Annotated in this window: 22 protein-coding genes and 1 pseudogene; 16 read left to right on the top strand and 7 right to left on the bottom strand. The window is 65.6% G+C overall.

Annotated elements, in window-relative coordinates:
• Position 1 precedes the first annotated feature (1 nt).
• From J1M86_RS20045 to J1M86_RS19995, 11 genes are all read left to right on the top strand, one after another.
• Positions 2-1,165 (top strand): acyl-CoA dehydrogenase family protein, encoded by a 1,164-nt coding sequence (locus J1M86_RS20045; RefSeq protein WP_075840932.1) that lies wholly within the window; start codon positions 2-4, stop codon positions 1,163-1,165.
• Positions 1,165-2,115 (top strand): amino acid--[acyl-carrier-protein] ligase, encoded by a 951-nt coding sequence (locus tag J1M86_RS20040; protein WP_206511166.1) that lies wholly within the window; start codon positions 1,165-1,167, stop codon positions 2,113-2,115. Before J1M86_RS20045 ends, J1M86_RS20040 begins: the two co-directional genes overlap by 1 nt.
• Before the next feature lie 72 nt (positions 2,116-2,187).
• Positions 2,188-3,993, top strand: coding sequence for an alpha/beta fold hydrolase (locus tag J1M86_RS20035; RefSeq protein WP_206511165.1), 1,806 nt, complete (start codon positions 2,188-2,190; stop codon positions 3,991-3,993).
• Entirely contained in the window at positions 3,990-5,654 is a 1,665-nt protein-coding gene (locus J1M86_RS20030) for a lipopolysaccharide biosynthesis protein (RefSeq protein WP_206511164.1), read from the top strand. Before J1M86_RS20035 ends, J1M86_RS20030 begins: the two co-directional genes overlap by 4 nt.
• Positions 5,651-6,934 (top strand): hypothetical protein, encoded by a 1,284-nt coding sequence (locus J1M86_RS20025; RefSeq protein WP_206511163.1) that lies wholly within the window; start codon positions 5,651-5,653, stop codon positions 6,932-6,934. Before J1M86_RS20030 ends, J1M86_RS20025 begins: the two co-directional genes overlap by 4 nt.
• A complete protein-coding gene (locus tag J1M86_RS20020; RefSeq protein WP_206511162.1) occupies positions 6,931-7,629 on the top strand; it encodes a DUF998 domain-containing protein in 699 nt (232 codons plus the stop codon). The genes J1M86_RS20025 and J1M86_RS20020 overlap by 4 nt, the downstream gene beginning before the upstream one ends.
• Positions 7,622-8,566 (top strand): glycoside hydrolase family 16 protein, encoded by a 945-nt coding sequence (locus J1M86_RS20015; protein WP_206511161.1) that lies wholly within the window; start codon positions 7,622-7,624, stop codon positions 8,564-8,566. The genes J1M86_RS20020 and J1M86_RS20015 overlap by 8 nt, the downstream gene beginning before the upstream one ends.
• Positions 8,567-8,625: 59 nt before the next feature.
• Positions 8,626-9,927 (top strand): glycosyltransferase, encoded by a 1,302-nt coding sequence (locus J1M86_RS20010; protein ID WP_307786695.1) that lies wholly within the window; start codon positions 8,626-8,628, stop codon positions 9,925-9,927.
• Between the two features lie 91 nt (positions 9,928-10,018).
• A complete protein-coding gene (locus J1M86_RS20005; protein WP_206511160.1) occupies positions 10,019-12,163 on the top strand; it encodes a hypothetical protein in 2,145 nt (714 codons plus the stop codon).
• 222 nt (positions 12,164-12,385) lie between these two features.
• The gene (locus tag J1M86_RS20000) at positions 12,386-13,234 is read left to right on the top strand and encodes a glycosyltransferase family 2 protein (protein ID WP_206511159.1); all 849 of its coding nucleotides are present in this window, start codon (positions 12,386-12,388) and stop codon (positions 13,232-13,234) included.
• Complete coding sequence (locus tag J1M86_RS19995; RefSeq protein WP_307786694.1) at positions 13,231-14,229, top strand: glycosyltransferase family 2 protein; 999 nt, start codon at positions 13,231-13,233, stop codon at positions 14,227-14,229. Before J1M86_RS20000 ends, J1M86_RS19995 begins: the two co-directional genes overlap by 4 nt.
• 17 nt (positions 14,230-14,246) lie before the next feature.
• Here J1M86_RS19995 and J1M86_RS19990 read toward each other — a convergent pair whose 3' ends face one another.
• Positions 14,247-16,661, bottom strand: coding sequence for a beta-mannosidase (locus tag J1M86_RS19990; RefSeq protein ID WP_307786693.1), 2,415 nt, complete (start codon positions 16,659-16,661; stop codon positions 14,247-14,249).
• A complete protein-coding gene (locus tag J1M86_RS19985; RefSeq protein ID WP_083668136.1) occupies positions 16,658-17,680 on the bottom strand; it encodes a DUF1839 family protein in 1,023 nt (340 codons plus the stop codon). Before J1M86_RS19985 ends, J1M86_RS19990 begins: the two co-directional genes overlap by 4 nt.
• 352 nt (positions 17,681-18,032) lie before the next feature.
• Between J1M86_RS19985 and J1M86_RS19980 the strand changes: the two genes are divergently transcribed.
• Positions 18,033-18,977, top strand: a complete 945-nt coding sequence (locus J1M86_RS19980; RefSeq protein ID WP_206511158.1) for an endonuclease/exonuclease/phosphatase family protein — start codon at positions 18,033-18,035, stop codon at positions 18,975-18,977.
• Between the two features lie 528 nt (positions 18,978-19,505).
• Here J1M86_RS19980 and J1M86_RS26895 read toward each other — a convergent pair.
• Positions 19,506-20,057, bottom strand: a pseudogene (locus tag J1M86_RS26895) (Hsp70 family protein); the annotation flags it as partial.
• Positions 20,058-20,447: 390 nt separating this feature from the next.
• On the opposite strand from J1M86_RS26895, the gene J1M86_RS19970 reads away from it, so the two are divergent.
• Positions 20,448-20,951 (top strand): low molecular weight phosphatase family protein, encoded by a 504-nt coding sequence (locus J1M86_RS19970; RefSeq protein ID WP_075837400.1) that lies wholly within the window; start codon positions 20,448-20,450, stop codon positions 20,949-20,951.
• Between the two features lie 120 nt (positions 20,952-21,071).
• Here the strand turns inward: J1M86_RS19970 and J1M86_RS19965 are convergent, their stop codons facing one another.
• A complete protein-coding gene (locus tag J1M86_RS19965) occupies positions 21,072-21,395 on the bottom strand; it encodes a hypothetical protein (RefSeq protein ID WP_206511157.1) in 324 nt (107 codons plus the stop codon).
• Positions 21,396-21,494: 99 nt separating this feature from the next.
• Between J1M86_RS19965 and J1M86_RS19960 the strand changes: the two genes are divergently transcribed.
• Entirely contained in the window at positions 21,495-21,935 is a 441-nt protein-coding gene (locus J1M86_RS19960) for an SRPBCC family protein (protein ID WP_206511156.1), read from the top strand.
• 23 nt (positions 21,936-21,958) lie between these two features.
• Here the strand turns inward: J1M86_RS19960 and J1M86_RS19955 are convergent, their stop codons facing one another.
• Together J1M86_RS19955 and J1M86_RS19950 are read right to left on the bottom strand one after the other, a co-directional pair.
• Positions 21,959-22,441, bottom strand: a complete 483-nt coding sequence (locus J1M86_RS19955; RefSeq protein WP_230557658.1) for an ATP-binding protein — start codon at positions 22,439-22,441, stop codon at positions 21,959-21,961.
• 18 nt (positions 22,442-22,459) lie between these two features.
• A complete protein-coding gene (locus J1M86_RS19950; protein WP_307786692.1) occupies positions 22,460-22,840 on the bottom strand; it encodes an STAS domain-containing protein in 381 nt (126 codons plus the stop codon).
• A 97-nt stretch (positions 22,841-22,937) separates the two neighbouring features.
• On the opposite strand from J1M86_RS19950, the gene J1M86_RS19945 reads away from it, so the two are divergent.
• Complete coding sequence (locus J1M86_RS19945; protein WP_206511155.1) at positions 22,938-23,327, top strand: CrcB family protein; 390 nt, start codon at positions 22,938-22,940, stop codon at positions 23,325-23,327.
• Complete coding sequence (locus J1M86_RS19940) at positions 23,324-23,686, top strand: CrcB family protein (protein WP_206511154.1); 363 nt, start codon at positions 23,324-23,326, stop codon at positions 23,684-23,686. Before J1M86_RS19945 ends, J1M86_RS19940 begins: the two co-directional genes overlap by 4 nt.
• Here J1M86_RS19940 and J1M86_RS19935 read toward each other — a convergent pair.
• Positions 23,671-24,240: a YdcF family protein gene (locus tag J1M86_RS19935; protein WP_206511153.1), complete on the bottom strand. Its 570-nt coding sequence runs from the start codon at positions 24,238-24,240 to the stop codon at positions 23,671-23,673. The two genes, J1M86_RS19940 and J1M86_RS19935, sit on opposite strands and share 16 nt — an antisense overlap.
• Positions 24,241-24,310 lie beyond the last annotated feature (70 nt).

Here is a 24,310-nt window from a genome sequence, read left to right as displayed (position 1 = left end):
CATGACCACCGTGTACGACACAGACAACAGCGCCGACGCGCTCACCGTGTCCGATGTTCTCGCAGTATTGCGTGAGCACGCGGACTCCGTCGATCGCGACGCCCGCTTCCCGGCCGAATCGGTCGAGGCCATGCGCTCGGCCGGCATGCTCGCCGCCGGAATTCCCACGGAGTTCGGCGGCGGCGGACACTCGTTGAGCGAGCTTGCGCGCACCGCTCGCGCCCTCGGCGCCGAGTGCGCCTCCTCCGCGATGATCTTCGTCATGCATCAATCGCAGGTGCTCAGCATCGTGCGTCACGGCAAGTCCGACGCCATGGCCGCCCTGCTGAGGCGCCTCGCTGCGGAACAACCGCTCGTCGCGTCGGCGACCACCGAGATCAACATCGGCGGCGACGTCCGCACCAGCAGCTGCGCCGTGGAATACGACGGTGAGCACATCAGCCTGTCGAAGACAGCGCCGGTGATCTCGTACGGCGACTACGCCGAGTTCGTTCTCGCGACGGCGCGTCGCTCACAGGACAGCCCGCCGAGCGATCAGGTCCTCGTCGTGTGCGAGAAGCCGAACGTGGTTCTCACCCGCACCGGCGAGTGGGACACCCTCGGCTTCCGCGGCACATGTAGCCCGGGCTTCCAGCTCGAAGCCACCGCAACGACGTCGAACATCCTCGGCGACAACTACGGTGACATCTCCTCGCAGACGATGCTCCCGGCCGCACACATCCTGTGGGGTTCGGCCTGGCTCGGCATCGCCGACGCCGCGGTTGCGAAGGCCCGCAAGTCGGTGCGCAAGGCCGCCAGCCGCACACCGGGCCTCACCCCGCCGAGTGCGCTGCGTCTCGCGGAGCTCTACGTGGTGCACGAGCAGCTCGTCGACACCATTTTCGGGGCAGCCGCAAAGTACGAGGCCATCGCCGATTCACCAGAGGAGCTCGGCGCGATCGGGTTCGCGGTGAAGATCAACAACGTCAAGGTGACTGCCTCGACGCTTGTCATCGACATCGTCGGCAAGGCGCTGCAGATCTGTGGGATTTCGGGCTACCGGCAGGACGGAGACCTGAGCATCGGCCGTCATCTCCGGGACGCGCACGGCTCGGCAATCATGGTCAGCAACGAGCGCATCCTCGGCCACAATTCCCAGCTCGCCCTCGTCTACAAGGGGAAGTAATGACCGCGACCCAAGACATCGGCGTCACCGAGATCAGCGAACTCGATTCGGCGCGTGCCCGCTTTCGTGACGAACTGATCGAGGCCGAACTACTCGTCCCCAGTTCGGTGGAAGGGCTCTACGGCCGCTCCGGTGAGTTCGAGGACATCATCGACACCATCGACGACGCCGTCAAGGCCGCCGGCGGCGCCGAGCACGGATACTCGGCGCCGCGCTTTCGTTTCCCACCGGTCTTCCCGCGGGAAGCCTTCGAGCGCACCGACTACATCGCGTCGTTCCCCAACCTAACCGGCGCCATCAACACCTTCGACGGCGACAACAAGGCGCATGCCGCCCTACTCGCCGACCGTTCCGAAGGCCGGGACTGGGACCACCACCTCGAGTCCGCCGGCACCATGCTGGTCTCGGCCGCGTGCCATCCCTCGTATTCGATGATGACCGGTCGCCTCCCCGAGGAGGGGCGCCTGCTCGATATCTACGGCTACTGCTTCCGCCACGAACCGGCCGTGGATCCTGCTCGCATGCAGGCCTTCCGCATGCACGAGTACGTGCGGGTCGGCACACCGGACGAGGCAGTCGCACATCGGGAGCGGTGGGTCTCGCGCGGGCTGCAGGTACTGGCAGACCTCGGCCTCGAGGCCGAGGCCGTCATCGCCAACGATCCGTTCTTCGGCCGCGCCGGGCGCATGCTCGCCGCGAACCAGCGCAACGAGAACCTCAAGACCGAGCTCGTGGTCAAGCTCTACGGCGACCTCGACGACGGCACAGCGGTGGTCTCGTGCAACTGTCACCGCGACCATTTCGGCCACACCTTCGGCATCGAGACCGCCGACGGCGAGCCCGCGCACAGCGCGTGCGTCGGGTTCGGCATGGAGCGAATTGCGTTGGCGATGCTGCGCACTCACGGCCTCGACCGCAGTGGCTGGCCGGCAGCACTGCGGTTTCGCTGACCCCTCCTGACGAACCCGCACGGCTCAGCGTGCTTCACGCATGGACATGACAGCCACGAACAGGACGTTGCAGTGAACAGTCGAGTTACCGCTCTGCGGAGCGACAATCCGATCAGCGCCGCCACCGTCGGCGGGAAGTTCTCCACGTGGTTCGGGTCCGAGTCCGAGCCACTGTTCGGCACGGTCCACGTCCCTGCCGGTGGCCTCGCTCGCGGCGCCGTCGTGCTGTGTCCGCCGCTGGGCAAGGAGCAGGTCGATTCCTACCGCGGGATGACCCTGCTCGCTCAGAAACTCTGCAGCCAAGAGCTTCTCGTCCTGCGGTTCGACTACCTCGGCACCGGTGACTCACACGGCATGCAGGACGATCCGGGTATCGTCGCGCGCTGGCAGCGCAGTATCGAGACCGCGGTCGGCTTCGCGCGCGAGTGCTTGCAGCCGCAGCAAGACGTGCTGCCGGAGGTCGCCCTCGTCGGTTTGCGAGCGGGCGCTCTGCTGGGCGCGTCGGTTGCCGAGCGATGCGGACCGCTGACGGCACTCACGCTGTGGGATCCCGTCGTTCGGGGCAGATCGTTCCTGCACGAGCAGCGGGCGTTGTACTCGGTCAGCGTCACCCGCGATGCCGAGGACGACCCGCGGGTGTCCATCATCGGCGCCGTCCTGCATGCCGATGTCCACACCGATATCGGTGCACTCGACACCACCAAGTTGGCCCCGTTCGACTGCCCGGTGCTGGTGGCAACCCGACCCGAACGCGGTGACGCCAAACCTGTTCGCACCGTGGTGAAGAACCAGAACGCGGCGGTGCACACCCTTTCCGATCACGAACTGTTCCTCGAGCCCACCGACTTCGAGGTGGTACTGCCGACTGCGGACATCGCGCACCTCGCATCATGGACGGCCGCGCAATTCGGCGATCACATCGCCCGCGTTCACGTACCCGTGCGCACCATCGCCTCGTTCGGTGACGAAAACGCGGTGCACGAGAGCCTCGAGCCCCTCGGTCCGGAACAGCTGTTCGCGATTCGCACCACCTCGCACGCCTGCATTCCAGGCGGACCGACCGTGGTGTTCTATTCCACCGCCAACGAACACCACGTCGGTCCGGTACGAAGCTGGGTCGAAATGGCTCGAACCCTTGCGGCCCAGGGCATATCGGTAGTGCGCTTCGATCGACGCGGCACCGGTGAAAGCGGCGCGGTCGCCGACGGAGAAATCGCCAAGCTCTACAGCGAGGAAGGCAATCAGGATTCGCTGGCTGCGGTTCACGCGGCGGGCACATCCACACGGAACGTGCTGGTCGCCGGGTTGTGCTCGGGCTCCTGGTACGCGAGCTTCGCCGCCCGCGAGCTCGGTGTGAACTCGGCCGTCCTGCTCAACACCATCGACTGGACCACCCGCCGCCTCGAGTTCGTCAAGCGTTCGTCGATGCATCAGGACGAGGATGCGGGGATGGCGTCAGCGGCTCTGGACCACCTGCACCACGCAGGCGTGAAGGTCAAGAACCGCCTGCAGTCCTCGATGCCGTACCCGCTGTGGTTCTGGCTCGGTACCCGCGGTCTCATTCAGGTCCCCGAGATCTCGCTCCGCGCACTGGCGGCCAAGAACGTACGGACGACGGTGCTGCTGTCACCGAAGGACACCGAGTGGTTCGTCGAGAATCGCGGGCCCGAGGGAATGCGGCGACTCCGCAAGCGGAGCCGCGGCAACACCGGAGCAGGCCCGGTGGTCAAGTCTTTCGCCGGAGGCGACCACTCCCTGTACGGCCGCGATCTGCGCGAGACCGTTCGACACGAATTGCTGCTGGCCGTCTCGGAGGCCTTCGACGTCGAGATCAGCGCACCGGCGCCACCGGTGCCGATCACCTGGACTACTTTGTGAAGCACCGCGCCCCCAGGATCGCCCCTCCGCGGCATCGCAGCCTCGAACGGCTCGAGCGGTATCCACTCGAGCCGGTTCGCTGGGACATGGGTCTGACGGAGCCGATCAAGGGGATCCAGGCCGAGAACCCTTATATCGCATCACGTATCACCCCGACCGGTCCCGACGATGATGCCGATCCTGACGCCGACGCCGACACGAAGAGCTCCGACCGAAACCTGGCGTTGAACTCGCTGGCATTGATGCTCTCCACGGTCGTCACCGGCGGCCTCGGACTACTGTTCTGGGCCGCGGCGGGCAGGCTGTACCCGGTCGCCGAGGTCGGCAGCGCTTCAGCGGTCATCACCTCCGCGGTGATGCTCTCGACGCTGTCGAATCTGAGCCTCGGCTCGATGTACGAACGTTTCCTCCCGGTGTCGGGGTGGATGGCCCGATCGTTCGTCATCCGGGGCTATCTGACCATCACCGTCTTCGCGCTCGTTCTCGGTTCCGGTTTCCTGCTGGTCGCGCCGGTCAGCGAGATGTTCACCAGCACCACCGAGATCGTGTCCTTTCCGTTCTTCGTCGCAGTCCTCGCAGTGTTTGCGCTACAGGATCAAACCTCATCCGGCCTCGGCGTCGCCCGATGGGCAGCGGCCAAGAACGTCTTCCATGCCGTGGTGAAATTCGTTCTTCTCCTTGCGCTTTTCGCGACCGCGCAGAGTACTGCCATCATCGCTGCATGGGCGATACCCGCCGTCCTCGCCTCGGTCGTCGTGCTGCGATCGATCCTGCGCGCGCTGCGCACCGAGGCCCGCTACAAGCTCGCCCCCGATCTGCCGCCGCGGCGGGAACTGTGGTCGTACTTCGGTTCGGCGTACGGCATCACGGCGCTCGGATCGCTCGCGCCCCTGTTGGTTCCGATGATCGTGGTCGCGACCCTCGGCGCCGAAGCCAACGCGTACTTCGCGCTCACCTGGTCGATCGTGAGTGCCCTGTACATTCTCATCAGCGTCCTCGTCGGCCCATTCGTGGCGGAGGTCGCCGGCAATCCGGAGCAGTTCAGCCGCCTGACCAAACGCTTCATGACGATGGTGTGCATCGTCGCGTTGGGCGGGTCGTTCTTCCTCGCATTCCTCGCACCGTTCGGACTGGGTCTCATCGGCGAGGGGTACCGCGAGAACGGCACGATCATCGTCCATCTCGCCGCGCTCACCATTCCACTGTCGGTCATCGGCTCGCTGTACGACGGTCTCGCGCGGGTTCAGCGGCGCATGCGTCTGGCGGTGATAGTGCAGGTCATCGCCACCACGATCATCATCGCCGGATCGTTGGCACTGTCCGATTCGCTCGGTATCGCCGCCGTCGCATGGGCGTACCTCGCTGCCGAGGCCTTCGGCGCGGTGGTACTCATCATCCCGTTGATTCGGTGGATCAGGGAGCTTTCGCGACGCGGGCAGGCCCCGCCCACGGACGGCCCCACTCCACCGGGGCCGCCGAATCCCCCGTCACCGTTGGAAGATCCGAGCCGCTATCCGGTTCCCGACGCCGCGGCACGCCCACCCGCCCGGGAGTATGCCGGCGCCAACCATATTCGCAACACACCACCCGATGCCGGGCCATGGGGCGTGCATCCGCTCCACCGCGGACCCGCACCCGCTCCCGGAAGGAACACGCCATGAGCCCGTCATCCGAGGTTGTCGCGAGCCGGGGCACCTACAAGGCAAGCGCCATCGACATGTTGCGCTCGAACGCGCGCATAATCTGCGCCCTGGGGCCCGCAGATTTCGGCGGCCTCGACCGAGTGCGGGCCCGCCTGCTGCAACTGGCTTCGGCCGGTCCGGCGGCACGTCTCGGCTTGCATGCCACGTCCACTTCGCAGCATTGGGATTATCGACCTGAGGACATCTGCGCAGACGTCACCGCGATCGACCCGCTCTGTCAGTCCGATCTCGCCACCGTGATGATCGACTTGGCCACCAACCCTACGGATGCCCCGTTCCGCGCTCGGCTGGGCGGCAACTACCTGATCATCGATCTCTCCCATGGACTCAGCGACGCTGTACTGCCCGTGGCGATCGTCGCCGCGCTCGCCGACCCGTCCGCCGACACCGAGCTACCCGAGTGGGCTACCGTGCGCTCGATTCGAGACCCGCTACCAGGGGCTCTTGCAGGCTGGTTGGTCCGCAACCCCCGCAAGGTCGCAGAAATCCTGCTCGGCAAATTCCATCGCGCTGCACCGGCCGAAACATCCGCCGCGACACCGGAGACGATGGCCTGGACGCGGTCGCCTGCCTTGGCCGTCGCCACGTCCGCGAACGGCGCGACAACAGCTCTGCGCCGATGGCGAGATCGACATGCTCCGGGCATATCGATCAGCGCACTCCAATGTGGTGCGATAGCGCGCGCCCTCAACGAACGCGGCGTCGCCACCACCGACACCACGGGGTTCCTGTTCGATTGCCGGCGCTATCTGAAGGCGGGCACGCCGGTGCTGGGCAATTTCGCCGTCGGAGTCGATTTCGTCGGAGTCGATCCGACGTCACCCGAGGCGGTACACCGTGCCGTCAACAACGCGGTCGAGATGGGTCGCCCCCTCGCTGCCGGCACGCTGAGCACTTTGAAGTATCTGCGGACTCGTTCGGCCCTGCCTTCGAGTGCGGCAACGACGATGAGCCCCAATCCTGGTGCTCAACTGACATTCTCGGATATCGGGCGCATACCCCAGCTCGAAGACATTGCCTGGCGCAGCGACAATCCCTCCCAGTGCGGGTTCTTCACGATCAGTGAACCGACCAGACCTGATTCCATCGTGGTCACCTCCATGCAGATCCGCGGCACCTTCCAGGTGTCGGTTTCCTTTCACGACAACGTCTTCGACGCCGAGACGATCTCTTCGGCGCTCGAGCTCGCACTCACCGACCCGTTCACGTTGCTCAACCCCCAGGAGATGTCGCGATGAGTACGCAGGTCCAGCAGGTCAAGTCGGCGTTGCGGGGCAAACCGACGACGGGTCCCGACGCCTCGCTGTGGGCCCGTATCGGCTACTGGGCCGGCATTTCCGTCGTGCAGTTGCTGGTGGTGGAGTATGTCGTCTCGGCGACGTGGCGCGGCCTCTACAGCTACCGGAGAAATTTCGTCAGCGAGCTCGGTGTGCAGTTCTGCGGCCCTACCGGCAACTGGCCGTGCAGTGCTCTCTACCCGGCCATGAACGTCTCGATCGCGTTGTTCGGTCTCGCGTTGATCGTGGCGGCGCTGTGCTGGCTCGTCACGGGTTGCCTGGATGCGCGCGGTGGAGTTCTGCTCATCGTCGCGGGCATCGGCGGGGTTGTGGCGGGTGTGGTCAGCCAGTCCGCGAACTACGAGATTCACTCGTTCGGCGCGACCGTGATGTTCGTCGTCGGATCGCTGGGAATGATGGTGGCCGGGGGGCACAGGACACTCCCGCGAACCATCCGCATCGCGGTGACAACACTCGGCGGGCTCGGTCTTGCCGCTGGGCTCTTCTATCTCAGCGGGCATGAGTTCGGCCTCGGAATCGGCACCATCGAGCGAGTCGTCGTCTACTCCATCCTCGTCGCGACGGTACTACTGGCCGTTGCTCACCGTGCGACGGCTCGTCGCCTGAAGATACTGGCCGGCGCCAGAAATGAATGAGCGCCTCCACACCGTGGAGATCTCACGGTTGCCTTCATCGGGACGGCTCCCCCAGCCAGAGCCCGAGCCCCAGCCAGAGCCGAAGCCCCAGCCGAAGCCGCGGAAGATCTGGCCGCAACTGCTGAGCATCGCCGTCGTCGCGGCCACCTTCGCGGTGTCGGGGCTCGTCGCGTATCAGGAGCTGTGGCCGGAGCCTGATCCCGAGCCGGTCGAGACGGTGGACGGGTTCACCGTGTACGACCAGTTCGATCGCGCCGAGGGCACCGCGCTCGATCCGGCCAGGTGGAGTTACGACACCGGCAAGACCGGGTGGGGCAACGAAGAACAGCAGGACTACACCGATTCGATCGAGAACTCGTATCACGACGGGTCGGGCAATCTCTCGATCTCGGCGCTGCGCTCGCCGGAGGGCTACACCTCCGCGCGCGTGACCACCGAGGACAAGTTCGAGTTCTTGTACGGCCGCGTCGAGGCACGGATCAAGATGCCGGCCGGTCAGGGTCTGCATCCGGCGTTCTGGCTGCTCGGAACCGATATGGACGAGGTCGGGTGGCCCATCTCGGGCGAAATCGACGTCATCGAGACGCTCAACCAGACGGACAACTTCCACACCGGAGTCCACGCCCCGCAGGCAGGCAGTCTGACCAGTCAGAAAGCCGGAGCCTCCGGATACCTCGGCACCCCACTGTCCGAGGGCTATCACGTCTACTGGGTGGAGCGCAGCCCTGGCCGGATCGTCACCGGCATGGACGATACGACGCTGGCGACCATCACACCTGCCGACCTGACCGGCGGCCCCGAATACTGGGTGTTCGACAAGCCCGCCTACCTCCTGTTCAACGTGGCCGTTGCGGGCGAGTGGCCCGGCCCGACCACCGAGGACACCGAGTTCCCCGCCACGATGTCGATCGACTGGGTTCGCTACCGAACCGACTGACAGAGCCCAAGAACCAGCACCCGAAGCACTACCTGGCAGTACCGAAAGGACCCACCGACGTGTTGAAGCCCGCACTGACCAGCCCGCAGCTGCCCGACTGGGACGGCGCCGTCTGGATCGGCCACATCGACATCAGTGAGTCGGGCGCCGCGGCAGGCACGGGCTCGCTCACCCTGGCCGACGCCGACGGGTATTCACGAGCGCGCCTTCTGGTGCGGCGTGGATTGGATCCGCTCGGTTTCGTCGAGTTGCCGATCGTGTCCCACGGCGTCGACATCGACGAGCTCCTCGCTGCCGTCGGAACGCTCGAGATACCCCAGCAGCATGCAGGCACGGACTCTGCGAACCCTGTAGCGCAGCCGCCGATCTCGGTGGTGATCTGCACACGGGACCGGATCGATCACCTCCGCAGCGCGTTGGCGTCGGTGCTGGCGGTGGACTACCCGGACTTCGAGGTGGTCGTCGTCGACAATGCGTCACCGACCGACGCGACGCGCTCCTACGTTGCCGGCCTGAGCGATCCGCGCGTGCGGGTGGTGTCGGAGCCGATCGCGGGACTCTCGCGTGCACGCAACACCGGACTGCGGGCTGCTCGTCACTCGATCGTGGCGTTCACCGACGACGACGTCTGCGTGGACCCGAGGTGGTTGACGTCCATCGCGCGCGGTTTCGGCCGAGGTGAACGCGTCACCTGTGTATCGGGCATCGTGCCCAGCGGTGAGATCCGCACGCACGCACAGGCATATTTCGATCGGCGTGTCGGCTGGGCGAGTTCGGTGACGCCGCGCATCTACGATCTCGCCCACCCGCCCGCAGACGTTCCGCTGTTTCCGTTCCAGGTGGGCATCTACGGCACCGGTGCGAATTTCGCTGTCGACCGGGAGCGCATGTTCGATCTGGGTGGTTTCGACGAGGCACTGGGCGTCGGGTCACCCACCAACGGCGGCGAGGACCTGGACATGTTCTTCCGCGTGCTCATGGCCGGCGACGAACTGGTCTACGAGCCCGCGGCCATCGTCTGGCACCGCCACCGTGCAGATTCCGACGCGCTTGCGGTGCAGGCGCGTGGGTACGGGCTGGGGCTGGGTGCGTGGCTGACGACGGTGGCCACGAATCGGCGGTCCGCGACGCTCGCCGCGCGGGTGGCGGTGCGCCGGCTCGGCAGTGCTGTCCGGTTGTCCGTGAAGATGAGCCGGGTGGCCTCGCCTCCCGACGACCTGGCCGCCGACCTTCCCGACGGAATCGGCCGTATGGAACTGCTGTCCATCGCCAAAGGTCCTGCTGCCCTGCGCCGTAGCCGGCGCGAAGGTCGACGACGCAGTCCCCTGTCGGAGGTGAGCCGTGAGCCTGTCCTCGACTGACTTCCGCAGCGCTCCCACCGAGCAGCAGCCCGCCCCGCACCCACAACCACAGCCACAGCCACAGCCACAGCCACAACCACAGCAGCCGACCGTGCGTGAGGCGATACCGGCGCCGATTCGTCCGCGTGTACGTTTCGCAGATCTCGCGGTGCTGGCGTCGATCACGGCGTTGGCGGCGATGCTGCCGCTGCCCGCACCGCTACGGGCGGTTCTGTTGGCGTTCACCGTGTTCACCGGTCCGGGCTCGGCGATCATGACCTGGGTCTATGTGCCGCCGCGGGCGCGGTTGGCTGCGGTGCCGATCCTCGGTCTGTCCTCGCTCACCCTCGTGACGCTGGCCGCGATGTGGGGTTATCAGTGGGCACCGCGGTCGATCACCGTCGTCGTCGTGCTCGCCCAGTTGGGTTCCTCGGTGCTGTGGTTCCGCCGACACGACGAGTGGCCGGCTCTGGGCCGCTGGCTCAGCTGGGCGCAGTACGCGTTCTCCCGCGCGCGCATCACACAACGATTGACGTCCTCGGCCACCACGGTCTGGGACCGCGAGTTTCTCCGCCGCCACGTGGCCGCACTGCTGCTGGCGCTGGCGCTCGTGCTGTGGCTCCCCTCGCTCCCGGGGCTGGAGCGGGCCGGTTACTCGCAGTTCGGATTGCTTTCGGCCGGCACCGGACCGGTTCTCGTCATCTGCATGGCGTTGATCGTCGGGGCGTTCCTGACGGCCATCCGACGCGGGCAGCTCCGCACCGCCGTCGCCGCCATCGGCGCTGCCATTGTCGTACAACGGCTCACGATCCCCCTCGTCACCGAAGCGCCGGTGTACGAGTGGACGTACAAGCATGTCGCGGTCACCGAGTACATCCTCTCGTTCGGTGCATTGCCCCCCAACGGGATCGACATCTACGCGCAGTGGCCGGGATTCTTCGTCGTGACCGCGTGGTTCAGCGAGGTCACCGGTCTAGGAATCCTGCCAATGGCGCACGTTTTCGCGCCCATGACGCACATCCTGACGGCAGTGTTCGTCTACAGCCTCGCGCGGGTGTTGAAGCTGCGTCCCCGTGTTGCGATCACTGCCGCGATGCTCGCCGAACTCGTCAACTGGGTGGGCCAGGACTACTACGCCCCGCAGGGGTTCGGCTTCGTGCTCGCGGCCGGATTCCTCGTGCTGCTGCTTGCGTCGACGCAGCTGCGCTCGGCCGGTTTCCTCGCCATCCTCCCCTTCGCGGCCTTGGTCCCCAGCCATCAGCTGACGCCGTACTGGCTCTTCGCTGTCACCGGTGTCCTTCTTGTCACCGGGCGCGCCAAGCCGTGGTGGCTGATGTTTCCTCTGGCACTGGTCCTCTTCGGCTATCTCTATCCGCGATTGAGCATCGTGGCGCCCTACGGTCTGCTGTCCGGGTTCGATCCGGTCGAGAATGCCGCGAGCAACGTCCAGACGGAAGGCATTCTGGGTAAGCAGGTGACTTCGTTGATCTGTCGGTCGCTCTCGGCCGGTGTGTTCGGGTTGGCGCTGATCTCTGTCGTGTACGCCTGGCGCACCAAGAAGACGTTCTGGGCTCCGATGGTCATGGCGTTCGGTTCGATCGGTCTGCTCGCCGGACAGAGTTACGGCGGCGAGGCAATCTTCCGTGTCTACCTCTACGCCATCCCAGGATGCGTGCTGTTGATCGCGCCGATGCTCCTGGCAGCGCTGGACGCCGAGCCGGGTGCGGCGAGCTCCGCGTTGCGCCGGGTGGGCGCACGAATCGCGGTCGCGTGCGCAGCCCTGGGCACCATCGGGGCAGCGACGTTCGGGCTGCAGGGTTACTACGGCCTGTGGCCGTTGATCATCGAAAGAGAAGCTCAGATCGAGTTGACGCACGAACTGGTCGCCGATGCACCGGCCGGGTCCGCCTTCACCATGCTCTATCCGGCCGGCTTTCCCATCAGGTCGACGGCGAAGTACGTTGAGCAGGCCGAGGCGAACGAGCTCTTCGACGCCCCGTTGAACTACTACGGGCCCGAATACATGCTCGAGTTCCCCACTCCCGTGCAACTCGAGGCGTTCGAGTGGGAGGCCTCCCAGCGGGATACGCCGTCCTACGTGATTCTGACCCGTCAGTCGCTCGAGGCCATGAACTACTACGGCTTCATGCGGGACGGCGCGGCCGAGACGTTCGAGCGGTGGTTGATTGCCAATCCGACGTGGTCACTGCTCTATCAGGACGCCGACACCATCGTCTACGAGCGTCCGCTTGCATGAAACCTCGTTGGGTATGACCAAGATCTCCAAACATCCTTGGAGTTTGTTTCAAAGCAGCTTGACAAACTTGTAGCTTCTTTTAAGGTTGTACTCAGTCGATGAAACAGGATCTAGCCGCTAAAGCCGGTTACAGATACTGCCATCCATGGTATTGGCGGGGGTCACGCCATGGATGTTCTGAGATCAGTCGGACTCACTGCACTCTTACCGTCTGGAATGGATATGTTGAACTCCCAAAACCCGCGCATCAGCATTGTCATCCCGACCTTGAACGAGGCCGCCAACCTTCGCCACGTTCTCCCACTACTGTCACACGACTACGAACTCGTTCTGGTCGACGGCGGATCCATCGACGGCACCATCGATGCCGCTCGTGAGATCCGCGGTGACATCCGCATCATCAAGCAAACCCGCAAGGGCAAGGGCAATGCACTGGCCTGCGGCTTCGAGGCCGCCACCGGTGACATCATCGTCATGTTCGACGCCGACGGATCGGCCGAAGCGGACGAGATCCCGCGTTTCGTCGACGCCCTGCTCGCTGGCGCGGACTTCGCCAAGGGCAGCCGCTTCACCGAGGGTGGCGGCAGCCACGACATCACGCCGCTGCGGCGTGCGGGCAACGGCGGTCTGCACCTCGTCGCCAACACACTCTTCGGCACCAAGTTCTCCGATCTCTGCTACGGCTACAACGCATTCTGGCGCGATCTGGTGCCGGTGCTCGACCTGCCTGCAGTGGATCAGGCCGGCGCCGAGGGCGAGATGCTCTGGGGCGACGGCTTCGAGATCGAAACAATCATCAACTGCCGCTTCGCCGAGGCGAATGTACGCATCCAGGAAGTGCCGAGCGTCGAGCTCGCCCGCATCTACGGCCAGAGCAACCTGCGTACCTTCTCCGATGGGTTCCGCGTGCTGCGTACCCTCTTCACCGAGCGGTTGCGTGCACGCCGGTTAGCCAAGAACTCGATCCCGCGCCCCGATCGCCGCACCAACACCGCACGCACCGACATGGACCTCGAGTTCGAGACCTTCGAGGTTCTCGACAACATGCACTGGCAAGAAAAAACGGCGTGACACAGCAGGACTCGCTCGCCGGCAGCAGTTCGAGCGCTCTGTCGTCCACGGTGGTGGTGTGTGCCTACACCCTCGATCGTTGGGATGATCTGAGCGCCGCGGTGGATGCTGTGCTCGATCAGTCGATCGCAGCCTCGGAGTTGATCCTCGTCATCGATCACAACGACGAGCTGGCCGAGCGCGCACGCGCCGAGTTCTCGCCTCGAAGTTCTTCCGTCACTGTCGTCGAGAACCGCCATCCCCGTGGGTTGTCCGGGGCACGTAATACCTCGCTCGATATGGCCACCGGCGACATCGTCGTATTCCTGGACGACGACGCCAGACCGCGTTCGACGCAGTGGCTTTCGTCGATTCTCCACCACTACACCGATCCCGCCGTGTACGCGGTGGGCGGGTCGGCCTACCCGGTGTGGCCTCATGCGCGTCCAGCTTTTCTTCCCACTGCGGTGACGGGAGAACCGGGCGAACTGGATTGGATCGTGGGCTGTACATACAGGGGGCAGCCCACGACCACTTCAGCGGTACGCAACCTGATGGGCGCCAACATGTCCTTCCGCCGCGAGCCGGTTGTCGCCCTCGGTGGGTTCGTCTCCGGTATCGGCCGAATCGGACGCATTCCGCTCGGGTGCGAGGAAACGGAGCTGTGCATCCGTCTACGCCAGAATCACCCTGATGCCGAGATCGTGTTCGACCCGTCGATCGTCGTGGACCACACCGTCAGTGCAGATCGAACGCGGCCCCGCTACCTCCTCACACGCAGCTATGCGGAGGGTGTGTCGAAGGCCGCTATTTCACGGCTCATCGGGGCCGAGGATGCACTTTCGTCGGAGCGTGCGTACACGGCCAAGGTGCTGCCCCGCGCAGTGGGACGTGAAACCTCCGCCGCTGCCCGGGGAAACCCGGTGCGCATGTGGGGTGCCGTCGCCGTCGTCGCCAGTGTGGGTGCAGCCGGAATGGGCTACGCACGCGGTCGGCTCAGCCGTATCTCGAACTAGCGAATCTGTATCTCGTACTAGCGAATCTGGGCCCGCTTGGTCGAGTTGAGTGCTCGCACATGACCTGACGGCTTCGCCGAGCCGGTGAGGGTGAGCGTTCGACTCGCTCCTGGCGCGAGGTGGAACCACGAGTCGCTGATCTCGAAGCCGGCCACATCCACGCAGACGTAGTGCGCCGACCACTGCGTCGACACGGTCAGCGTCCACGTGCACGGATCCAGCTGCTCGGCCTCCGCCGCCAACCCCACATCGTGCTGCCGTGGGTGCTGCTCGCCGATGAGGTGTGTGGCCTCGGCCGCTGTCTGCCCCTGCGCGTCGATCAGTTCGGCCACCACCGCCGCATAGGTCTGTGACCCGAATCGGTAAGAGTGGTTGACGTCGGTGAACGAACCGATGATCCGATCGAGCGAGACACTGACTGCGCTGTGCGGTTCCATCGCGACGGGATGGAAGTGCACCTCGGCTACGGCATCGGCCACGCCGTACAGGCTCACGCGGAGTGTTCCGCGAAACGCCTCGGCGGTGTCGTCGACGAGTTCCACGCGTAGCCCGTCGAGACCGTCGTCGACGAGAAAGACCGTCACCGGACGGCTCAGACGCGCGAGGCTGTACCACGGCGCCTTGGGCAGCCCTGCTGAGTCCAGCAGCCCCCAGCCCGCCCCGGGTACGAGGTCCCGCAGGGTCAGTACGAGCGCGCCGGCGCATTCGGATCCGACTCTGCGCCAGTGCATGTACGAGGACGTGACGGCCTCGCACACTGCTGCCCGGCCGTAGTCGAGATACAGTTCGGCGTCGTCGCGGCGCACCTGGTGCGGGTCGACGGCGAAGATCTCCTTCACGTAGTGGTCGCGGACGTCCTCGAAATCCCAGGACGAGCCGCGGTCGCGCGGCACGGCAGCTTTCCAGTCCGGGTGATGACCGGCAACGTTCGCCGTGCCGAACATCGCGTCGACTGCTCGGCGCTCCGGCGGGATGGCGAAGGCGAGGCATTCGGCTGCGAAACGTACGCGCGCCGAGCGCACATCGGACAGCGGCCGCAGATAGCCGCCGACGCCGAAGTAGTGGGCGATACCGTCGCCGACATGGGTGTGCAGTTCACCAGTCGAGGACGAGGGGCTGGATGTGACGTACGGGGTACCGGGAATCTCCTCCGCGAGATAGCCGGGAATGCGGCTCTCCAGCAGCGGCATTCGCTGACCCTCGGCGGATATACCGAGCATCGTCGGCTGCTGCTGCGTCTCACTTCCCCCGCTGATGACAGCCAGCGCTGGATTGCCCCCGACCAGCCGCGTCAGTGCAGCCAGTTCGCGTTCGACTGCGTGGACGAAGCCTTCGTCCTCCGGCGGATCGGTGGTCGCGAACATGATGTCCTGCCATACCAGGATGCCCAGTTCGGCGCACAGTGACCAGAATTCGGGCTGCTCGTACACCAGGGTGCCGACGACGCGGATCATGTTCAGCCCGGCGCCGCGGACACGTTCGAGCTCGGACCGCATCTGCTCGGCGTCGATCCACAGCCGGATCGGATCCGGCGGCACCCAACACCCGCCACGGGCGAAGACGCGAACACCGTTGACCTCGAACGTCACCGAGGAACCGGTCCGGTCCAGCGCCACGGAGCGGAAGCCGACCTGCCCTGTGCACTGCTGCCGCCCGTCCACCGCGAGTGTCCACGTGTGCAGCATCGGGTCACCGTGGGTGTGCGGCCACCAGAGCTCCGCGTTCGGAACCTGCACGGTCACCTCGATCGGTCCGGCGTCGGCGGCGACCGACACGCTCTCGTCGCCGATGCTCACAGTGACCGTGGCTGGGCCGTCGAGTTCGCCTGTCAGGCAAAACAATCCGTGGCCGTCCTCGACGGTCGTGTGTGCGCGCACGTCACGCACTGCGGCATGCGGTCGCAGTATCACCGGCCGCCACAGTCCCACCGGCACCGGAAGGTCACCGTAGACGGGGGCGCGGCCGAGCAGGGAGGCGCGTTCGTGCCGGAGCCCCTGCTGGGCGATCAACGACGAACGCCACCGCCCTCGTGGTCGTCTGCCCCGCAGCTGAGCGCTCATCGATTCGACGCGCACCGCGATGGTCACCTCGCCGCTACCCTCGGGAAGTGCGATGCCCTCGGCGAGTTCGATCACCTCCGGGCAGAACATCGAGCGGATGCGCGCCACCTCGGTGTCGTTGATCCACACCGTCGCCCGGGTCGCCACACCGTCGAAGGTGAGGGTGTGGGCAGGCCCTGCGGGGAGGACGACGGTGGTGACGAACCACCAGTCCAGCTCGTCGATACCCAGACGATCGGCCACAGGTAGCGCCGAGGCCACCGTGCCCGGAACCGTCGCCGGTAGCCACTGCGCATCCTCGGGCAGATCGCGCGGGTGCGCGCAGGTCCCGGGGGCCGTCGAGGACAGCCGCCACGAGGTCAGGTCGGTCACAGAGCTGTCGACACGATGTCCATGGCAGCCGCCCAGCTCGACGCCATCTCGGCGAGCGGTTCATCGACGGAGACGGTGCGTCCGCGGGCTGCTCTCGCCATCCGGAACTGGACCGCTTTGGCGCCCTGCGCCACCTGCATGAAGTGCGGGATTGCGGCCTCGATTCCATCCACACCCCGGCCGTGCAGGTAGCCGACGAGATCGGCGGCCAATTCGGCTGTGGCGCCGCACTGACGCAGCAGCCCGAAGGACCAGAGGTGGAAGGCGTCGGGACCCGAGGTCTGCACGAGCGGGATGTCGGCGACGACGCGGCGCGCGAGCGTCTCCACCGGGTTACCGGAGGGGCGTCGAGCCGCGTGAGCGCGGGCGACGGCGAGGTCGCGGTCTCCGATACCGTCGGCGATCGTGCTGCGGCTCAGGCGGATCTGCTCGACGTACGGGAGCAGCACTTCCGCGTGCGGCGCAGGTGCGAGGTTGAACACGCCGTCGAAGTCGGCACCGGACAGTTCGAAGTAGCCACGATTGTGGAAGTACCCGAGCACCTTCTCACCGTCGTCGACGAAGTTCGGGACGATGGTGGTCTTGGTGTGCTGGTTTCGGTAGCTTGTGCCCGCAGTGTCCGGGAGCCAGAAGCCGTCCACCTCGACGGTGAGCAGTACGCCATCGCCGATGGCTTCGAGGACGTGGGGCAGGACGGGACGCCAGACGTTCATTTCGCCGACCTCGAGGCCGTAGAGAATACGTAGATCCTCCGACTGCATCTTCACGAAGTCCCATTGGCGACCATCGCAGTCCGCACTGAGCACGAACGCGAGCGCCGGAATCGGATCGGCTCCCAGCGAATGCAGAAGCTCGATCCACAGATCGACGTAGCAGTTGGTTTCGGTCCACACACGATCGTGGGCGTGGATCGCGTGCGTGGAGTACCCGTCGGGTGCGATGTCGAGCACACGCCGAGCGGTGGTTGCCGATTCTTCGTCAGTGGTTCGTCCGGTGGCCAGGGTCGCGCTATTCGCCATGACTGCGCCTTTCGTCACTCTTCGAACTCACGGTCCCCACGCCGATTTGCCCGTATTGCCTGATTCAACCACTCATTCTAACCAATTGGTTTGTTTGATGCTCAATTTCCGACGGTACGATCAATTTGAACCGTTCGACTGTCGACTGACCCGCTTTACGAGCAACTTCAGTATCGAGCGGCGGAAACGAGCGCATTCACACAGCGAACATTCGGTTCCCCGGCGGTAATGCTGATGCGCGGTTCGCGGGTGGTCGCATTTACAAACTGCGTCTGAGCTGGGCATATGCCGAGTCTAGTCACTCCATATCCACCTGAACGCCGAGAACGACTCGAACAGAATCGGAGAAAATGTGCGACGGCTGATTCGCCTCTGCGCCATCGCGCTCGGCTGGACGATCGTGATTCTGGCGGCAGGTCTGCTCACGGCCCGCCAGTTCGGTGTGACGCAGATCACGCTGGTGGCGTTTCTGGTGGGCATCCCGTTCGCCGCGCTACCCACCGCGCTCGCCACCGCACTCTTCGCCGGCGCACGTTCGCGCGTCGGCTTCGTCACCGCTCTCGCACTCACCCTGATCCTCGCCGGCATCCAGGTACCGCAGTTCGTGGCCGAGGGACGCACCGCGAACGGGCCCGAGATCACCGTCATGACCATCAACGCCGCCCACGGCGAGGCCGACGCCCACGCGATCGTCGACCAGGTCAGAACCAGCGGCGCAGATATCCTCGCCGTTCAGGAGCTGACCGATGCCCAGGTAGAGGCGCTCACCAGCGCGGGCATCGACGAACTGCTGCCCTACAACTCCACCGAGCCACGACCCGTCGCCGACGGCTCAGGACTGTGGAGCCGAACACCGCTGACCGACGCCACCACACTGTCGGGTTTCGAGTTCGCCCAGGTGCAGGCGAACACCACCGTCGACGGGGTGGACCTCACCGTCGTCTCGTTCCACGCGATGTCGCCGGCCACCCCCCGCCACACCATCCAGTGGGCCGAGGATCTCGCTCGCATGCGCGGGCTGATGGATTCATACCCGGGAACGGTCATCGTCGCGGGAGATTTCAACGCCACCTCCGACCACCGTCAGTTTCGTGACCTCGCGAGCGACGGCTTCGTCGACTCGGCCGACGTAGCGGGCTCCGGGCTGTATCGCACGTTCCCGTCGCAGCGACCGCTCGCCCGCCTCGACCACGTCGTCACCAGCGATACCGTCGATGCCACGGAGGTAGGCCCGGTGGCGATTCCGGATTCCGATCACCTCGCTGTCACCGCGCGGCTGCAACTGCCGGCGGCCTGACCTCTCTAGAACCGGGGCAGCTCGAACACAGGAGGCGGCGGCAGCTGGATCTGCGGGAGCTCGATCTGAGGCAGCCCGGGGATCAGCGGCGGGTTCCACAGGCGGTGGCGGGGGCGGCAGTTCGGTCGTGGTGACGGGCGCCGGACGCGAGGTCGACGGCGTCACGGTCGCGGACTCCTCGGCATCGGCGGGCGCGCCGGTGGCGCCCTCCGATCCGCCGTAGCCCAGTGTCAGTCCCAGCGCTGCGATCGCGGCGAGGCCACCGGCAACGAGGGCGGCTCCGCGGATCTTGCGCTTCGAGGTGGCCGGTTTCTCCGTGGGTTCGGGGCTGAGCCAGTCGGGCGCGCCGCTCAGAGCGGCACCCGTCGCGGCACCGCCCACAGGGCCGACAGGGCCGACAGGGCCGACCGGTACAGGCGCTGCAACGCGGCGCTCCGCCGGTCGACCGCCCGTGCCGCGGCCGGCTTCGCCCTCGACCGGGGTGGCGAGCAGTGCGGCGCCTTTGGCCGCCACCGATTCGGGGTCCGCCGGCGTCACGACGGGAAGCCCCGTCCAGGACCGCAATATCGATTCCACCAGCGGGATACGCGCGCCGCCGCCGATGAGGAACAGCGCGTCGACATGCTGGGGCGAGCGGGTGATGACGTCGCGAACCAGCCGCGCCGAGTACTCGATGGGCACGGTCACCAACGCTTCGAACGACTCACGGGAGATGAGGATGACGCCACTCTCTCCCGGCAGGCACACGGCCCCGGACGTCGAGAGTTGTTCCTTGGCGATGCGGCAGCGGGTGGTGAACTCGTCGAGGCCGTAGGCATTGTTCGGGTCGAGGCCCTGCTTGGCCAGTTGGTTGTCGCAGATGAGGCGGTCGAAGTCGGATCCGCTGATGTCGGTGGTGCGTTCGGCGAGGATGACGTTTCCGCTCGCGCGGTCGACCACGCTGATGGTCAGACCCGAACTACCCAGATCGTAGAGGGCGATGGTCGAGAAGTCGCCGATCTCGCCGGTCGCTTCGAGGTACGCCAAGGCTGCGCGCGCCTCGGGAACCAGTCTGTAGTTGTGCAGGCTCTGCTCGTGCATCGCCTGCTGCAGATCGCCGAACTGCTGCTGGTCACGGTAGGCGACACCGGTCGCCTCGACATGGCCTTCACCGCTGCCCTGAGCCAGCACGACGCCGATCGACTCGGCCGCCACCTCCTCGGCCCGATCCCAGTGCGCGTCGACGGTGTCGTTGCGGAAATCCAACCGGGATTCGCCGGAAGTGTGCAGGCGAAGATCGGGCCGCGCCATACGAACAGCGCTCGCCCCCACCGACACACCGAGAACCTCAGTCATGACCTGCCTAACTTGGACGCGCGAAGGGACTCGCCGTGAAAGAGATAACGATCGAATCTCGAAGCCCCCGCTCGGCAACACTGTAGCGCGAGCGCCGCCCGAATGCGATCAACGGTGACCGTTACTGTGACTGCTGTGCATGTCCTCTTCATCTGTACCGGGAACATTTGCCGATCTCCGACGGCCGAGAGGTTGTTGCGGGCCTACGCGGCGGAGGGCGGCCACGAGGTGACGGCATCGAGCGCGGGCACGCACGGACTGGTCGGGCATCCGATGGATCCGACGGCTGCGACGGTGCTACAGCAGCTCGGCGGTGAGTCCGACGGTTTCGTTGCGCGGCGCATCTCGGCTCGTATCGCGGAGGACGCGGACATCGTGTTGACGATGACTGCTCGGCACCGAGACGAGGTTCTCGCGATCGCGCCCCGAAAGCTGAGGACCACGTTCACGCTGCTGGAAGCTGCCGCTTTGGTCGACGCCGCCGGTGCGAGGACGGTCGAGGAGATGGCCGATGCCCGCCCGCGCCACGTCGTCGATGTTCTCGATATCGAGGATCCGTATCGGCAGGATCACGGCAGGTACGAGGAGATCGGGCAGCAGATCGCGGACGCGTTGCCGATCGTTCTTCGGGTGCTCTGACGGCACCGACACGGCGTCGTCGAGCAGATTTCTCGGCTGGGCGGCCTCGACGGGTCTGAGGTAACGTTCTCGCATCATTGCCGTCGATGCCGATGCGGCATCCGTGAGATGAGGGCTGAACTACATGCGAGACAGGGTCATCGCTGGTTCGGCGGTGGCAATAGCCGGGCTTGCCGTCGCGACGGGGTTGACGATCGGAGCCCTGGGCGGGGCGTTCGACGACTCGAGCGAGAAGGTGCGGCCGCCGGCGTTGCACAACAATCTCAGTACTGCGGTCAGCGCGACGAGTTCTTCGATGATCACGGTGCCGCCGTCGCCGACATGGGAGGTGGCCGTGCCCACCACGCCACGCGCGACGACGACTGTTGCCGAATCGACGACCAGGGATTCCACGGAATCGACCACTCGGTCCTCGCGCCGGTCCACGACCTCCGCCGAGCGCACCACAACAGAATCGAACTCGGATGACTCCGATGACGAGGACTCGACGACGACCACATCCCGTTAAACACCGCACTTCACTACGACAGAATTGGCGCCCGCATGCCCGTCATCGAACACTCAGCCGTGACCGAAGCCCCGCGCGAGCGGGCCTTCGCGTATCTGGACGACTATCGAACCGTGCCCAGCTGGATGTTCGGGGTTCGCTCGTTCGTCCCCGTCAGCGATGTGGTGCAGGGTCTCGGCGCGGTGTACGACGCCGAGATGCAGATCGGGCCCAAGGTGCTGCGATCGACTCTGGAGGTCACCGATTGGATCGAGAATCAGTCGCTGACGTTGTCCTCGGTCGAGGGCTTGGCGACGACGTCCACCTGGTCTTTTACGGATACGGACGACGGAGGCACACGGCTCGACGTCGAGTTCTCGTACAGTTTTCCGGGCGGTCTGGCCGGGCGCGCTCTCGGCGCACTCGTCGAGCCGGTGGTGGGCCAAGCTATTCGCCACACCGAGTCCTCACTCAGGAAGGAACTTCGGAAGCTGTGAGCGGGTGAATCCTTCGACGTGGCTCACTCCGCAGTGAGTGCGTTCCACACCATTCGGACGGTTGTGCCGCGGGAATCGGTCGTCACCGCGGTGCTGTCGGCGAGGGCATGCATGAGGGGAACACCTTTGCCGCGAGTGGAGTCGGGAGGGTGCACGGCCCACTCGCCCCGGTCGGCGACGGTCACCTCGACCCATCCTGTCGTCGGAACACACTGCGCGTGCAGGTCGAGGGTGCCGGGTTCACTGTCGGATTCGTAGGCGTGTTCGACGGCGTTGGCCATTGCCTCGTACGCAGCCAGCACCACGTCGTACGCCCTGTCCGGGCTTATGTCGAGATCTGTCAGCCACTTGCTGAGCGCTACCCTCAGTGCCGATGCACGCTCGGCGATGGCAGATTCGCCAGCGAATTCGATGTGCATTGTTACCTCGACAGGTTGCTGTGTTCCTTCACGGGTAGTTCCGGCAGCCAGTGCGTCGTCACCACCGAATGCAGTTGCCATCATCATCCCGTCATACCCAGTAGTTCAGGAATTACCCGTCGTCAACGAACTCAACGCTTCCTCGACGGTGGCGAAGATCCCGAATACCTCGTTCAAGCCCACCATGGCCAGCGGACGACCCGTCGACGGACCATCTGCGACCACAGCGAATCCGGCCGATCCGTTCAACTGCTGATGCGTCGATGCAAGCAGCGACATCCCAGCCGAGGCCAGGAAACTCACGTTCGTCAGATCTACCACCACTGCTGCGGGGGACTTGCCCAGCACGAGCTCGACGGACTCCGATAGTTGAGGGGCGGTGACCAGGTCCAGCTCGCCCGATACCGTCACCACGACCACATCGTCGCGCCAATGAACTGTCACGTCGAAATGCTGAGGGCCGAGGCCCGATTCGTCTGGCGTCACGCGTGCCAACATACCCGAGGGCCGGTCGGCGGCCGTGCCAGTACCCAGCAGCTCCGCCGCACTGCCACCCAGCGTGCGGGCCGTTAGGCTTCATTGGGTGACATCATCCCGCCTTGCCGAGAGCATCACGGTCGGCGTCGGCGGCGCGGTCGGCGCGGTAGTCCGGTTCGAGATCTGGCAGTGGCGCGATTCGCCGAAGTGGCTGCTGGTCAACACGTTCGGCATCAACGCGTTCGGCTGTCTCGTACTCGGTGCGGCGCTCGGCTATCTGTCGGGGACACGGACGCCGGTGCTCCGTGCCGCCGCAATCGGGCTGGCCTGCGGTTTCACGAGTTTCAGTTTCTACGCGCTGCAGGGGGTCACCTACGACGGAGCCTGGAATTCGGTGGTGTACATCCTCGTCACGCCCGTGGTGGCGGTCACCGCGTTGGCGGCCGGGGCCCTCATCACGCGCCCGCACACACGCCCGGTCGAAGCGCTCCGGTGACGCCTGTCCTTCTCGTCGCGTTCGGTGGTGCCGCCGGCGCGCTCGTGCACTACCGGCTCACGCATGCCGTCACCGATCCGCGGCGGGCTGCACTGACTACGGTTCTTGCGTGCGCGGTGCTGGGGTTCGTCACCGCGGCTTCGCCGCCGCAGTGGTTTCTGACGTTGGTGTGCTTCGGGTTTCTGGGCGCGCTCGCGCCGATGACGTCCGTGGCGTTGCTGACTGTGACGCAGGTGCGCCGCGGCCGGTACCGCAAGGCCGCGGTGTTTCTCCTGGCGACGGTGGTCGGCGGCATCGCGTGCACGATGCTGGGGTTTCTGCTCTACAGCTCGGGGTTGACGCTCTACCGCAAGTTCTGACAGTCACCTTGGATCGCCGCTTTGGTGAAGCCGGCCAGCTGGTAGAGGTAGGTGTACTCCCAGTGGACCAGCGAGAAGTCGTAGGTACGCGGAACGGCCTGCATGGTGACCTCGCCGGCGAAGCACTGATCGAAGATGTAGCGGGCACGCGGTAGGTGATACCGCCAGCTGACGACGACGACGTGATCCCATCCCCGCTCCTCGGCGAGCTGCTGGGTGAAGATTGCCTCCCCGCGCGTCGTACTCGGTTCGGGTTCTTCGCACAGGACGCTGTAGGTGTCGGTTTCGACGCCGCAGTACTTCTTCATGGTCGGGTCGGCAGCGCCGTACGGGTTGGACAGCACGACGGTGTCGGCGACGCCTCGCTCGGCGAGGGATATCCCGTAGGCCTCTCGGCCGTCGTGTTCGCCGCCGAGGACGATGATCGCGTCCGCGGGAGTGATGGGATCGACCGGCGCCTTCGTGAACGCAACGTAGCCCCCGACACCGACAGCCGAAACCAGCAGCACCGGCAGCACGATGGCCAGCACCAGAAGTAGGTTTCGGCGGATCACCCGACAAGCGTAGGCAGGATGGCCGGCCAATGCCGACGCCAGCGACCAACGTCACCCCACCCGCCTACCT

Origin of the sequence: Rhodococcus sp. KRD197 (genome assembly GCF_017168235.1) — a bacterium.
In the GTDB taxonomy this organism is placed as follows: Bacteria; Actinomycetota; Actinomycetes; order Mycobacteriales; family Mycobacteriaceae; genus Rhodococcoides.
The sequence above is the reverse complement of the archived record's forward strand: the minus strand, read 5'-3'. Positions and strand labels throughout refer to the sequence as shown.

Bases quoted from the DNA above. Each gene is read 5' to 3' on its own strand.
- J1M86_RS20045 (WP_075840932.1), top strand. From the start codon at position 2: ATGACCACCGTGTACGACACAGACAACAGCGCCGACGCGCTCACCGTG.
- J1M86_RS20015 (WP_206511161.1), top strand. From the start codon at position 7,622: ATGAATGAGCGCCTCCACACCGTGGAGATCTCACGGTTGCCTTCATCG.
- J1M86_RS20040 (WP_206511166.1), top strand. From the start codon at position 1,165: ATGACCGCGACCCAAGACATCGGCGTCACCGAGATCAGCGAACTCGAT.
- J1M86_RS20020 (WP_206511162.1), top strand. From the start codon at position 6,931: ATGAGTACGCAGGTCCAGCAGGTCAAGTCGGCGTTGCGGGGCAAACCG.
- J1M86_RS20000 (WP_206511159.1), top strand. From the start codon at position 12,386: ATGTTGAACTCCCAAAACCCGCGCATCAGCATTGTCATCCCGACCTTG.
- J1M86_RS19960 (WP_206511156.1), top strand. From the start codon at position 21,495: ATGCCCGTCATCGAACACTCAGCCGTGACCGAAGCCCCGCGCGAGCGG.
- J1M86_RS20025 (WP_206511163.1), top strand. From the start codon at position 5,651: ATGAGCCCGTCATCCGAGGTTGTCGCGAGCCGGGGCACCTACAAGGCA.
- J1M86_RS19985 (WP_083668136.1), bottom strand. From the start codon at position 17,680: ATGGCGAATAGCGCGACCCTGGCCACCGGACGAACCACTGACGAAGAA.
- J1M86_RS19955 (WP_230557658.1), bottom strand. From the start codon at position 22,441: ATGATGATGGCAACTGCATTCGGTGGTGACGACGCACTGGCTGCCGGA.